The 13,703-nt window shown below is 65.0% G+C and carries 9 protein-coding genes, 1 tRNA gene and 1 pseudogene; 5 read left to right on the top strand and 6 right to left on the bottom strand.

The annotated features are described in order from the left end of the window. The 3 genes and pseudogenes from BUA54_RS21385 to BUA54_RS15580 all read right to left on the bottom strand — a co-directional run. On the bottom strand, window positions 1-279 hold a 279-nt coding region (locus BUA54_RS21385), incomplete at its 3' end, for a hypothetical protein (protein WP_218588289.1). Between the two features lie 48 nt (window positions 280-327). After that, a pseudogene (locus BUA54_RS21885) lies at window positions 328-480 on the bottom strand (DUF6538 domain-containing protein); the annotation flags it as partial. Between the two features lie 66 nt (window positions 481-546). Beyond that, window positions 547-622: transfer RNA gene (locus BUA54_RS15580), tRNA-Ala, on the bottom strand. 132 nt (window positions 623-754) lie between these two features. Here BUA54_RS15580 and BUA54_RS15575 point away from each other — a divergent pair. Next, entirely contained in the window at window positions 755-1,045 is a 291-nt protein-coding gene (locus BUA54_RS15575) for a hypothetical protein (RefSeq protein ID WP_072858183.1), read from the top strand. An 8-nt stretch (window positions 1,046-1,053) separates the two neighbouring features. On the opposite strand, the gene BUA54_RS15570 is transcribed toward BUA54_RS15575, so the two are convergent. Both BUA54_RS15570 and uvrB read right to left on the bottom strand, forming a co-directional pair. Beyond that, on the bottom strand, window positions 1,054-1,464 hold the full coding sequence (locus BUA54_RS15570) for a VOC family protein (RefSeq protein WP_072858182.1): 411 nt from the start codon (window positions 1,462-1,464) through the stop codon (window positions 1,054-1,056). 60 nt (window positions 1,465-1,524) lie between these two features. After that, the gene (gene uvrB, locus BUA54_RS15565; RefSeq protein ID WP_072858181.1) at window positions 1,525-3,735 is read right to left on the bottom strand and encodes an excinuclease ABC subunit UvrB; all 2,211 of its coding nucleotides are present in this window, start codon (window positions 3,733-3,735) and stop codon (window positions 1,525-1,527) included. 150 nt (window positions 3,736-3,885) lie between these two features. On the opposite strand from uvrB, the gene BUA54_RS15560 reads away from it, so the two are divergent. Both BUA54_RS15560 and BUA54_RS15555 read left to right on the top strand, forming a co-directional pair. Next, window positions 3,886-5,025: a WD40/YVTN/BNR-like repeat-containing protein gene (locus tag BUA54_RS15560; protein WP_072858180.1), complete on the top strand. Its 1,140-nt coding sequence runs from the start codon at window positions 3,886-3,888 to the stop codon at window positions 5,023-5,025. Window positions 5,026-5,087: 62 nt separating this feature from the next. After that, the gene (locus BUA54_RS15555) at window positions 5,088-6,326 is read left to right on the top strand and encodes an aminopeptidase (protein ID WP_072858179.1); all 1,239 of its coding nucleotides are present in this window, start codon (window positions 5,088-5,090) and stop codon (window positions 6,324-6,326) included. 1 nt (window position 6,327) lies between these two features. Here BUA54_RS15555 and BUA54_RS15550 read toward each other — a convergent pair whose 3' ends face one another. Beyond that, on the bottom strand, window positions 6,328-6,834 hold the full coding sequence (locus BUA54_RS15550; protein WP_072858178.1) for a superoxide dismutase family protein: 507 nt from the start codon (window positions 6,832-6,834) through the stop codon (window positions 6,328-6,330). Window positions 6,835-6,947: 113 nt separating this feature from the next. Between BUA54_RS15550 and BUA54_RS15545 the strand changes: the two genes are divergently transcribed. Both BUA54_RS15545 and BUA54_RS15540 read left to right on the top strand, forming a co-directional pair. After that, window positions 6,948-7,259: an ETC complex I subunit gene (locus BUA54_RS15545; protein WP_072858177.1), complete on the top strand. Its 312-nt coding sequence runs from the start codon at window positions 6,948-6,950 to the stop codon at window positions 7,257-7,259. Between the two features lie 877 nt (window positions 7,260-8,136). Further along, window positions 8,137-13,701 (top strand): cupredoxin domain-containing protein, encoded by a 5,565-nt coding sequence (locus BUA54_RS15540; protein WP_072858176.1) that lies wholly within the window; start codon window positions 8,137-8,139, stop codon window positions 13,699-13,701. The last annotated feature ends 2 nt before the right edge of the window (window positions 13,702-13,703 follow it).

Here is a 13,703-nt window from a genome sequence, read left to right as displayed (position 1 = left end):
CGAACCTCCGGTGAATAGCGGTTGGCCATCTTGCTCTTTTCCATGACTCTCATCCTTCTCAGGTTTCAAGTCTCTGGCAAACCCGGCGCGGTTCAGTTCGGCTGGGGCAGCTGACCCCTGAAAATCCCCCGGTGCCTCCTGAGCAATGCCCAGTGTCGCTCTCATTACAGCTTGTGTGCGATCATCAGGTGGGCCGTGCGCCGCGATCTGTTCTCGAAGGTTATCAAGGCGGGTCTGGAAGTGCTCAAGGACGTGTCGGCGCATCTCATCGTAACGCATGCCCTGTGGCCTCCCTGTATTCAGCCGCAACCCGCCTACGGCCATCTCCCTCGCCAGCATCAGCGCAATAGAAGGTTGCCGGGTACGGAGAGAGAGCCTGACCTCTGACCGTCGCTTGTCGGGATGTCGAGAGGCGGGGAGGGGCCAGCGGAAGTAAAAAACCCCGTGCCGAGAGCGAACGAGATACGTGGGATTGCGCATAACTGTGTGACCCTAGTGCGGCGCACCGTGCTTCACAGTCTCTCAAGGCATTGTAATCGTTAGTACTGGTGGAGACGATCGGGATCGAACCGACGACCTCGTCATTGCGAACGACGCGCTCTCCCAACTGAGCTACGTCCCCATCCGCGCCCGATATGGCCCGCGGCGGTGCCCGTGTCAAGATTGGCGGCGCGTCTGCCGGCAAAACAGGACGATTGCGGAACCGGGGCGGGCGGGGCAGGTTGTGTGGTGAATGCAACGAAGGGAATTCGCGATGGACACGTTTCTGCAGGTGGTCGGCTGGGGCGCGGTGACGATCCTTGCCGTGATCGGACTGGTCGCGGGGCTGATCGCCGCCGTGATCACGGGCGGCAACAAGCTGGCCTATATCGTGGCCGGGATCATCGGCGCCGTGGCGCTGCCCTTCGTGCTGGCCCTGCTGGGGGTGACGGCCGCGATCGGTGCGGGCCTGCTGGCGGTGCTGGTGATCGGGGTGATCGGCGCGGTGCTGCTGGTCATGCTGTTCAAGGCGCTGACGGGGCGCAGTGACAGGCCAACGCGCTGAACGGGCGGTCAACCCGTCCGCTCGACCTCTATGACCGCAGCCGACCTTTGGGTCGGTGCATCGCAGACGGCCTCGATGTTGTTTCCGTCGGGGTCGAAGACGAAGGCCGCGTAATACTGCTCGTGGTAGTCGCGCAGGCCGGGTCTGCCGTTGTCCACGCCGCCCGCCCTTAGCGCGGCGGTGTGGAACGCATCGACCTGTGCGCGTGTCCGGGCCTGAAACGCCAGATGCACCCGCGAGACGGAACCGTCCGCCGCGTCGACGTAGAGTTCATCGGCGGCGAAGTAGTGATCGCCATCGTGGAACGCGTCGGCGAGATCGAGGCTGGTCAGCACGGCCCTGTAAAACGCCCTGCTCTTGTCCAGATCCGCGACACGCAGATGAAGATGATCGATCAGTCGTCCGAGCTTATGCGCCATGCGCCTGTGTCCTTGAATGGTCGATGATCCGTGCCGGTGACGCCGCGTTGCGGATGGCGCTTAGTGCTTCTTCCCGCCGTACCGCGACTTGCCGCCGCGCATCCCGCCGCGGCCGCCGGTGGACCGGCCGGATGCCTTGGCGGAATCCTCGACCGCCTTGTCCACGGCCTGTTGCCGCGCCAGTGGGTCGTCGGCGATGGCGAGTTCGACGGCTTCCAGCCGCTTGAGCTCGTCGCGCAGGCGGGCGGCCTCCTCGAACTCGAGGTTCTCGGCGGCCTTGCGCATGTCGGTGCGCAGCCCGTCCAGCACGGCCTTCATGTTCGACCCCTGCCGCTCGACCTTGGCCGTGACGCGGTTCATGTCCACGTCGCCCTTGTAGAGGCCGGCGAGAATGTCCTCGACGTTCTTCTTGACCGTCGTGGGGGTGATCCCGTGTTCGACGTTGTAGGCCATCTGCTTGGCGCGGCGGCGTTCGGTTTCCTTCATCGCGCGGTCCATCGACCCGGTGATCCGGTCGGCATACATGATGACGCGACCTTCGGCGTTGCGGGCGGCGCGGCCGATGGTCTGGACCAGAGAGGTCTCTGACCGCAGGAAGCCTTCCTTGTCGGCGTCGAGGATCGCCACCAGCCCACATTCGGGAATGTCGAGCCCCTCGCGCAGCAGGTTGATGCCGATCAGCACGTCGAAGGCACCGAGCCGCAGGTCGCGCAGGATCTCGATCCGCTCGATCGTGTCGATGTCCGAGTGCATGTAGCGCACGCGGATGCCCTGTTCGTGCATATATTCAGTCAGATCCTCGGCCATCCGCTTCGTCAGCGTGGTGCAGAGCGTGCGGTAGCCTGCCGCGCTCACTTTCCGCACCTCGTCGAGCAGGTCGTCGACCTGCATCTCGACGGGGCGGATCTCGATCTGGGGGTCGATCAGGCCGGTGGGGCGGATGATCTGTTCGGTGAAGACGCCGCCCGTTTGTTCCAGCTCCCACGCCGCAGGCGTGGCGCTGACGAAGACGGACTGGGGCCGCATGGCGTCCCATTCCTCGAACTTCAGCGGGCGGTTGTCCATGCAGGACGGCAGGCGGAAGCCGTGTTCGGCCAGCGTGAACTTGCGCCGATAGTCGCCCTTGTACATGCCGCCGATCTGGGGGACCGAGACGTGGCTTTCGTCGGCGAAGACGATGGCGTTGTCTGGGATGAACTCGAAGAGGGTGGGTGGCGGCTCGCCGGGGGCGCGGCCCGTCAGGTAGCGGGAATAGTTCTCGATCCCGTTGCAGACGCCGGTCGCCTCCAGCATCTCGAGGTCGAAGTTGGTGCGCTGTTCCAGCCGCTGCGCCTCCAGCAGCTTGCCGTCCGCGACCAGCTGGTCGAGCCGCATCCGCAGCTCTTTCTTGATGCCGATGATGGCCTGCTGCATCGTGGGCTTCGGCGTCACGTAGTGGCTGTTGGCGTAGACGCGGATCTTCTGGAAGGTGTCGGTCTTCTCGCCGGTCAACGGGTCGAATTCGGTGATCGATTCCAGTTCCTCGCCGAAGAAGGACAGGCGCCATGCCCGGTCGTCGAGGTGGGCGGGGAAGATTTCAAGGCTGTCGCCGCGCACGCGGAAGCTGCCACGCTGGAAGGCGGCGTCGTTGCGGCGGTATTGCTGGGCGATCAGGTCGGCCATGATCTTGCGCTGGTCGTAGGACTTGCCGACGTGGATGTCCTGGGTCATGGCGCCGTAGGTCTCGACCGAGCCGATGCCATAGATGCAGGACACCGAGGCGACGATGATCACGTCGTCGCGTTCCAGCAGCGCGCGGGTGGCCGAGTGGCGCATCCGGTCGATCTGCTCGTTGATCTGCGATTCCTTCTCGATGTAGGTGTCCGACCGGGCGACGTAGGCCTCCGGCTGGTAGTAGTCGTAGTAGCTGACGAAGTATTCCACCGCATTGTCGGGGAAGAAGCCCTTGAATTCGCCGTACAGCTGCGCCGCCAGCGTCTTGTTCGGGGCGAGGATGATGGCGGGGCGCTGCGTCTCCTCGATGATCTTGGCCATGGTGAAGGTCTTGCCGGTACCCGTGGCGCCCAGCAGCACCTGATCGCGCTCGCCGTTCCGGACACCCTCTGCCAGTTCCACGATCGCGGTCGGCTGGTCGCCGGCGGGGTCGAACTCTGTCCGGAGGATGAACTTGCGGCCGCCTTCCATCTTTTCCCGCTCGCGCACGTTGGGCGCGGGGTTTGACAGATAGGCGGCATCGGCGAGCTCTCTTCTGTCGGTCTGCGCGTAGGCCATGGGGATTCCTTTGGGGGTCGTGACATATTTGATCCCGAAGCGGGGCGGTTCAAGGGGGGCTGCTGACAGTTGCCGTCAGCATCACGATTCTAGCGACGCGGCTTTGGCGATGTGGTAAATTCGCGGCGCGGAGGCTGTGGGGAGGATGCAATGGGTCTGTCGATCCTGCTTGGCACGTCGAAGGGTGCGTTTCTGGTGGAGGAGGGGGCCACGGTCGCTGTCGGCCCCTTCTGCGATGGCTGGCCGATCAACCACTTGATCGGCGATCCGGAAAGCGGGATGCTTTGGGCCGGCGGCGGCGGGGACTGGAATGGTGCCGGGATCTGGCGGTCGCGCGACGGCGGCGCGACGTGGACGCTGGCCAAGCTGACGACGGGCCAGATGGATGACTGGGCGGCCAACGACCCGGGGTTCGCGGCGATGATCGGCTGGACCGACGAGCCCGCGCCTTTCGGGAAGGAATTCGCGCAGGTCTGGTCGCTGCATTTCGCTCACGGCATCCTTTACGCCGGGACCAAGCCCGCGCGGTTGCTGCGAAGTCGTGACATGGGCGAGACGTGGGAAAAGGTCGGCGGGCTGACCGACGATCAGGGGGTCGAGGACTGGCAGGCGGGCGGTGCAGGCCTGACGCTGCACAGCCTCGTCAGTCATCCCGTGGACCGGGACCGGATGTGGGTCGGGATCAGCGCCGAAGGCGTCTTTGCCACCGAGGACGGCGGCGCGACATGGGACCGGCGCAACCGGCTGTCGAACGTCGGCGCCTGTGCCGACCACCACCACCCGGCGGGGCCGGAGGGTGGAGAGGTCGGTCATTGCGTCCACAACATGATGCGCGCGCCGGGGGACGGCGACGTGCTGTATCAGCAGAACCACCACGGGGTCTGGCGGTCAGGCGACGGCGGGCGGTCATGGGACGACGTGACGGCCGGGCTGCCGTCGACCTTCGGCTTTCCGATCCGGGTGCATCCGCGCGACCCCGACACGATCTGGACGCTTCCGCTGAACGGCGACATGGCGGGCCGCTTTCCACCCGATGCCGCCTGCGCCGTCTGGCGGTCACGCGACGGCGGTGCCTCGTGGGAAGGGCTGCGGAGCGGGCTGCCGCAGGAGGGCTGCTACTTCACCGTGCTGCGGCAGGCCATGGCGGGCGACGCCCGCGATCCGGCGGGGGTCTACTTCGGCACGAACTCCGGTTCCGTCTTTGCCAGCCGGGACGAAGGCGACACGTGGACTGAAGTGACGCGCCACCTGCCCACGATCCTGTCGGTGGAGGTGCTGGACCGGCCCTGAGGCGCGGTTGACGCCGGAGGGCAGAGGCGTAGGGTCGCGGCAAATTCCAAGGAGCTTCTTCCATGTCCAATCATCTGGATATCGACAAACTCGACCGTCTGGCCGAGGTCGCCGTGCGCACTGGCGTGAACCTGCAGCAGGGGCAGGACCTGATCATCATGGCGAACCTGTCCGCCCTGCCGCTGGTGCAGCGCATCGCGGTCCATGCCTACAGGGCGGGTGCGGGGCTGGTGCTGCCGTTCTTTACCGACGATGCGATCACGCTGGCGCGGTATGAAAACGCCGGCGATCACAGTTTCGACCGCGCCCCGGACTGGTTCTACGAAGGGCTGGGCCGCGCCTACAAGGGCGGGGCCGCGCGCATGGCGATCACCGGCGACGATCCGATGCTGCTGGCCGAACAGGACCCGGCGCGCGTCGCCCGCGCGTCCAAGGCCGTGTCCATCGCGGCCAAGCCCGCGATGAATCCGATCGTGGGGTTCGAGGTGAACTGGAACATCGTCGCCTTTCCGGGCGCCGCCTGGGCCGCGCGCGTCTTTCCCGACCTGCCGGTGGAGCAGGCGCAGTCGCGGTTGCTGGACGCGATCTACGACGCCTCGCGACTGGGCGGCGACGACCCGGTGCAGAACTGGGCCGACCACACGGCAGAGCTGAAGACGCGTGTCAAATGGCTGAACGACCAGAACTTCGAGGCGCTGCAGTATACCGGGCCCGGCACCGACCTGCGGCTGGGGCTGGCAGAGGGGCACATCTGGAAGGGCGGCGCCTCGCCCGCACTGAACGGTGTGACCTGCCAGCCCAACATCCCGACGGAGGAGGTCTTTACCTGCCCGCACGCCTACAAGGTGGACGGCACGGTCGCGGCGACAAAACCCCTCGCTTACCAAGGCACCGTCATCCGCGACATCGCGGTCCGCTTCGAGGCGGGCAAGATCGTGGAGGCGACGGCCTCGACCGGTGAGGCCGTGTTCCGCGACCTGCTGGCCGTCGACGACGGGTCGAGCCGGATCGGAGAGGTGGCGCTGGTGCCCCACTCCTCGCCGATCTCGCAGTCAGGCACGTTGTTCTACAACACGCTGTTCGACGAAAACGCGTCCTGCCACATCGCGCTGGGCCAATGCTACGCCGACACGATCCAGGGCGGGTCGGAGTTGGCAGAGGACGAACTGAAGCAGAAGGGCGGCAATCAGTCCCTGATCCACGTCGACTGGATGATGGGTTCGGATGCCGTCGATATCGATGGCATCACCCGGACCGGTGAAACGGTCCCGGTGATGCGCAAGGGCGAGTGGGCGTTCTGATCTATTCGAAGACGCCACAGGCGATGCGGTCACCCGCGTCGCCGGCCGGCTGGCTGGCGTAGTCGTCGGTGCCGGCGTGGACGATGAAGGCAGAGCCGTCATCGTCGCCCATCATCTGGGGCGTAAGCATGGCATTGAAGAATTCCATCTTCGCGGTGCCATCCTCGGCCACGGTGATGTTCGGGATATCGCCCGGATGCGGGCCGTTCGCCGCCATCACGCCGTGGTCGTGCCCTTCGGCCAGATGACCGCCGGCGCTCTTGAAGTCGGCGGCGGCGCAGTCGCCGGTTTCGTGGACGTGAATCGCATGGTCGCCGGCGGGCAGGCCGGACAGGTCGATCTGCACCAGCATCTCGCCCGATTCCGTCGGGGTCACGGTCACGGTGCCCCTGCCGGATCCGTCGGTGCCGTTCAGGGTGGCGGTCATCGGCGTCATCTCGGCATGTGCCGCGGCAAATGCTGCGACGGGCGTCACGGCCAGGGCGGCCATCAGGGGAAACATCTTCATTATCGGTCCTGTCGTTGGGTTCAGGGTTTCAACGCTGGGCGTTCGGGCAGGGTTCCTCTTGCCCTTTTGCGGCGATTTGCCGATAACGTGCGCGGTTCAACAGGAGTCGTCCCATGCAGGCCCGCATCTATCGCCCCGCCAAGACCGCCATGTCGTCGGGCACGGCCAAGACCCAGGTCTGGATTCTGGATTTCGAGAACGAGAGCGCCCGCGAGATCGATCCGCTGATGGGCTGGACCAGTTCCAACGACACGCAAAGCCAGGTGCGCCTGACCTTCGCGACGAAGGAGGAGGCGCTGGACTATGCCAAGGACCACGGCATCGACGCCATCGTGACAGAGCCCCAGACCCGCCGCGCCAACGTGCGTCCCGGCGGCTATGGCGAGAACTTCGCCACGAACCGGCGTGGTGTCTGGACGCACTGACGCCCGGTCAATCGGGGGCAAAGTTGTCTCGGAATCGGGACAGAGCTTCCGCGAAGTAAAACGCGAAACGACATGTAGGGCAGCCTGCGAGCGAATTATCTACATGTCGCTTATGGGAGTTTTCCAGATGCCGTTGGCGTGGCACCTCTGCCGATGGCACTGGGGGATGCCAAGGCGGACCTGATCTCGGTGCTTGGACCGGTGCCCAAGCTGACCCGCGCCTAGCGCATCCTCGCGCATCCCGACAACCGCAATGCGGCAGGTGTCGCGGCGTTCTTCGATTTGATCCTGACGGAAATTAAATCGCTTCGCCCGATATTAACCGGGTAGTAGACAAGTTAATGGAATTATCTATTGTTTTTCGCGGCCTTGCTGTCTTGCGAATGCGTCGCGACTTTTATGGAGGTTGGCTTGAACCGGACTTCCGCCGTGAAAATTGAATGGCCTGCTGCGGGCCGTTCATTGTCGCCGGCGCCGAGGCATGACTTCGTATGGCTTTACTGATGTTGAAATAATTCAAACAGGGTCGACGACACCGATCGGATCCAAGCCTTCGTTGTTCTGATAGACACCGTGCTACCTTGACGGGAAATTTTCTAAAGCTTACTCTAGGTAAACTTCTGAAACGACTCAATTAGAGTTTAGACGTTTCCGTTTTTACGCCCAGAATTTGCCGGGGCCACTTCCAGACCTGAAAATTTATGCCAGCTGGTGGAGTTCTTCCATGTCCGATGCTGTAGCGTTCCGGTTTGTTTTTGCATTTTTGCTCACATTGACAATGACAGGGGTGCCGGCGCAGCACGCGGAGGCAGCCATAGATGGTTCCGATGAACAACCGGAGTCTTCCATATCCCCAGCGGCGGAATCCTCCGTCTGCATGGCGCAAAATACCGTGCTCGCCCGCGTCGTCGCGCTTGAGCAGATGTATGTCTACAATCGGTTCGGCGCGTTCAACCCTGGCGGAATGCTTTATGCGCTGCGCCGCGACGTGGTGGTCAGCGATGGTGAGGGTGCAGCCGAGAACGGTCTTATCGACGGCGCTGCAATCCCCATGCTACCCGATGCCGCCACCGACGTTGACCTCGCAGGCAACGTGCGCCTGCGCGAAGACAAGCGCCCCCGCCCCATCGTTCTGAGGGTGAACGAGGGCGACTGCCTGCGCGTGGAGTTCACCAACCTGCTGTCGCCCGACCGCGACGGCGAGGAGCATGTGGTCGATCCGCAGACTTTCGAAGACATCTCCATCGATTCAGACGAGCCAGCGACACGGTCGGCGTCGATCCACGTCAACGGGCTCGAACTGTCGGGATCGATCGCGTCCGACGGGACGAACGTGGGGTTCAACCCCTCTGCGCTGGCAGCACCCGGCGAGACGAAGACTTATACATGGATTGCCAGGAAGGAGGGCGGCTACCTTCTTTATTCGATGGCCGCCGCCGCGGGAGGCGAAGGCGACGGCGGGCAACTCGGGCTGGGGCTCTTCGGGTCGGTTAATGTCGAACCGGCCGGATCGCACTGGTATCGATCACAGGTGACCGGGCCGCAGTTGAATGCCGCCACGACCGGAACCTCCGAACTCGGCACGCCGGTCATAGGCAATTACGACGTCGCGGATGAGGACGGCGTTCCGATCCTCGCCATGACCATGCCGCTTGCCGGGGACCATCATGCGGCGCGCGAGCTGGTCCATAGCGACATCAACGCGATCATCGACGTGCGAGCGAACGGAGAGCATTGCGACCTGATCCTCGGGCCCGGCAATGCCTGTGGCGAACCCTTTCGCGAATTCACCGTGATCTTCCATGACGAGATTACCGCCGTTCAGGCGTTCCGCGAGCTTGAGGACGAGGAAAACCCGATCCATGCGCTGCGCGACGGGATGGGCATCAACTACGGCGCCGCCGGACTGGGCGCGATGGTGCTGGCCAACCGCGCCGGTATCGGGCCGGCGAAGGATTGCGTGGAGTGCAAGCTCGAGGAGTTCTTCCTGACGTCCTGGGCGATGGGCGATCCTGCGCTGGTCATCGACCGCGACGAAGACGGCACGGCGCTGCGCGCGCTCTATCCCGACGATCCGTCGAACGTGCACCACTCCTATCTCGGCGATCCGGTGCGGTTCCGCAACCTGCATGCCGGGCCGAAGGAAACCCATGTCTTTCATCTGCACGCACACCAGTGGACCCAGGACTGGCATGATCCGGATTCGGTCTACCTCGACAGCCAGACGATCTCTCCCGGTGCGTCGTTCACCTACGAGGTTCATTATGGTGGCTCGGGCAATCGCAACCTGACGCCGGGCGATTCGATCTTCCACTGCCACCTTTACCCTCATTTCGCGCAGGGCATGTGGGAGCTGTGGCGCACCCACGACGTGTTCGAGGCAGGCACTGCCGACCGGATGTTGCCGGACGGAGAGATCGCGGGCGGCACGCCCAACCCCGCCGTCGTTCCGATGCCCGAGACGCCGCTGCCTCCGATGCCGAGCGCCGGCTTTCGCGGCTATCCCTTCTATGTCGCCGGCATCCCCGGCCACCGTCCGCCGCAGGCGCCGCTCGACATCGACCCCGATGCCTATGCGGAAGACAGTGCGGACACGCTGATGCGCCACGTCGTCCTCGCGGGCGAGCGCGAGACCGGGACCGCACCTTTCGGCACCGACACCAGCGGCAATCCGACGGACCTGGAGGCGAAGTATTTCGACACGACGATTCCAGAGGACGACCCGATGGGTCAGGCGAACCGCATCGCCGCCCGTGTCCGCGACCAGAACGCCAACCCCGCGCTTTTCGGTTTGGCCGCGAAGCTGACCAAGGCCTGGATCCGCAAACTGCCGCTGGACGGGACGCCAGAGGAGCAGACCGCGATGGAGTTTCACGCGGGCCTTGGCCCGGACTCCGTGACCGTGGAACGATCCAAGTACGGTGTGCCGGAACGGGCCTATCCGACCTGCCTGTCGGATGGCACCTGCAATTCGGCAGAGGCCAGCGTGCTGTTCCGCGTCAACGGTTCTGCGCCCAAGCCCGGCGCGCCCTTCGCTGACCCCTGCGCGAAACGCTTCTATCTGGGCAAGGCGGGGGACGATCCGGATGACCCCGCCCTGTGGCGAGAGCTGGCGGCCGAACGCAGGTACCGCGCCGCCTACCTGCAGTTCGACATGCCGGTAAACAAGCACGGCTGGCACGATCCGCAGGCCCGCATCATCGCGCTGGAGGAGGATGCCGGGGCGATCCTCGATCACAGCCGCGCGCCGGAGCCGTTCTTCTTTCGCGCGAATTCCGGCGAATGCGTGGTCTTCGAGGCGACGAACCTGATGCCGTCGAACCTGAACCTCGACGATTTCCAAGTGTTCACGCCGACCGACACGGTGGGACAGCACATTCACTTGGTGAAGTTCGACGTGACCGCGTCTGACGGGTCGGGCAACGGCTGGAACTACGAGGACGGCACGTTCTCGCCCGACGAGATCCGCGAGCGGATCATCGCCAGCAATGCATTCCGCGGGGCGGCAGAGTTGCGGCCCCTGACGCACCGCCTGTTCCAGCCGGGCGGTCCACTTGCGGGCGATCCGCGCGGCCAGTGTCCGGCGAGCTTGCCGGCCGACCCGCATGCGGCCGAACTGGCACTTGCGGCGCACCCTTGGTGCGGGGCGCAATCCACGATCCAGCGCTGGTGGGCCGATCCGCTGCTGAACCAGAACGGTGTCGACCGCTCGGTCCGCACGGTGTTCACCCACGACCATTTCGGCCCGAGCTCGGCGCAGCAGCACGGGTTCTATGCCGCGCTGGTCATCGAACCGGATGGATCGAGCTGGCAATCACTGGCCGGCAAGACCTTTGGCGGCGAGGAGGCTGGTGCGCAGGTCGTGAAGCGCGACGACGGTGGCCCGACGTCTTTTGCCGCGAACATCGTCGTGCCGGAAAATGACGGCAAGCCGGCAAGCAGCACCCGCGAATACAACATGGCGATCGCGGATTTCGCGCTGCTTTACACGGCGCCGCCGGAAAACAAGCCGATCAGCCCGCCGGGTCAGCTGGACCATGACCTGCCGGAGATGGTCTTTGATTCCACTCTGCCGCGACCCGAAGGCATTTCGGTCAGCGACCCGGGTGGACAGGTGATCAACTATCGCAACGAACCGGTGCCGGGGCGCGTGGGCGACGCGAACGAGCATAGGAAGTGGTCGCTGAAGACCTTCGATCCGACGCAGGTCTCCGCCTGCAAGGCGGCGCTGGAAACCGCGCGCCAGGTTGGCGGAACCACGCTGCCGGACGTGCGCATCAGCGATTGCCGGGACGGCCCCTGGGGACCGGCCGAGGCCGACGCCTGTGAGGCGCGCGTGGTCGCGGCGCTCTGCGATCAAAGCGACCTTGCGAACGTCTTTTCCAGCCCGGCCCACGCGGGCCAGGATCAGCAGATCCGCGATGCCATCGCCGCCGATGGTCTGATCTACGACACCCGCCGCATTTTCATGGAGAATTACCTCACGCGGGACTGCGTCGATACCGATGACCACCTGTGCAGCGAACCGGCGGGGCTGCGCCGTGACGGCGATCCCGGCACGCCGATCCTTGCGGCGCGCGAGGGCGACGACGTTGACATCCGGCTGGTGCAGGGCGCGCAGGAGGAGAACCACATCTTCTTCATGAACGGCGCGAAGTGGCTGGCCGTCCCCGGATCAGCGAACAGCGGCTACCGCGCCGCGCAGCACATCGGCATTTCTGAACATTTCGAGTTCAACATTAACATCCAGGACCCGTCGCCGCATCTGACCAAGGACCACCTTTACGGCACGACGGCGACCGACAACTTCTGGGACGGGCAGTGGGGCCTGATGCGCGTCGTGGCGCAGGACCAGTTGCTGTCGCGCCCGGGCGGCGGGACGGCCCCGCTGGCAAAGCTGCCGACCAACGACGGCACGGATCAGCTGATCAATGCGTTCCAGGACAACTGCGCCCCGAACCTGCCGCGCCGGATTTTCCACGTCGAGGCGTGGCGCATGAACGAACTGGCAGGTGCAGGGCTGTCCTATCACCGCGCCCGCGACATTACAGACCGTAACGCGCGGATCTTCGTCCTTGCGGGGGTCGAGACGCAGGGCCCGACGCCCGAGGGCGGCACCCCGCCCGCGCTGGTGACCGAGATTGCGCGCGACGCCTCTGACCTTTCGCAGATCCGGTCCGGCGCCAAAGCCCCCGAACCTCTGATCCTGCGGGCGCGGGCCGGGGAATGCATCGAGGTCGAGCTGACCAACATGCTGGGCCTGCAGCCCGAAGATGTCACTGATCCGGCAAACTGGTCCTGGAACATGATGCCGCCCATCGCGGACGGTCTGAACTTTAACCAGGTGCGGATGTCGGATGCGGTGGGCCTGCATGCCCAGCTTGTCGCGGGGAACGCCGTGCTGAACGACGGATCCGCTGTCGGCCTGAACAGTACGACGCTTGCCTATCCCTGCGATGCCGGGGCCACGCAGGAATTCTGCGGCAGCGCCGACAGTCTGCCGGATGACACATACCTTTGGGACAACCGTGCGACCTATCGGTGGTATGCGGGCGATTGGACGAAGGGGGCAGCGGACGCAGAACCGACCTTCACCCCGGTCGAATTCGGCGCCGCGGGGCTGCAGAATTTCGCCGATGTCATCAAGGGCGGATCGCACGGCCTGATCGGCGCGCTGGTGGTCGAGCCGGTTGATGCGACCTGGCGGACCGATTGCGACGTGTTGCAGGGCCGGGATGGGGTCACCCCTGAAAACCGGCGCCAGTGCCTGAATGCGGCGGCCACCGTGACGGTGCCGGGACAGGCGCCGTTCCGCGAATTCGTCGTAATCTACCAGAACGACGCGAGCCTGCGCTATCGCGGCGAAGCGCTTGCGAACCTGCGCAACGGCGACGATGCGGAAGACTCGGGTCAGAAGGCGTTCAACTACCGGTTCGAGCCGTTCTGGACCCGGCTCGACGCCAACCCGGCAGCGGATCCCGAGACCATGATGGACTACGACTACGGCAACCTTCTGTCGTCGAAGCCGGAGGACGGTTTCGGTGATCCCGCCACGCCGCTGTTCACCGTCGCCGCGGGCACCCCGGTGCGGTTCCGAATCGTCGAGCCTGCGGGCCATCCGCGCAACGGGGCCTTCACCCTGTCGGGTCATGACTGGGTCAACTATCCGTGGGCGGAGGCGTCAACGGTGCAGGTCGCCGATCCGGGGCCGCAGAACCGCGTCGGCGTGGTCAACGCCATCGGGCCCGGTCGGCACGAGAACGTCCTTCTGGAGCGTGCGGGCGGGGTCGAGGGCATCGCGGGCGATTACCTCTACCGGACGCCGCTGGGGTTCGCCTTCGGCGGGGGGCAATGGGGCATCATGCGGGTCTTCGATCCGGACACCTGCGCTGGCGGCGTGATCCGCGACGACCGGACCGGCCTGACCCAAGTCTGCGAGTGACC

Source organism: Loktanella atrilutea (assembly GCF_900128995.1).
GTDB lineage: Bacteria > Pseudomonadota > Alphaproteobacteria > Rhodobacterales > Rhodobacteraceae > Loktanella > Loktanella atrilutea.
This window is presented reverse-complemented; position numbering and strand designations above follow the sequence as displayed.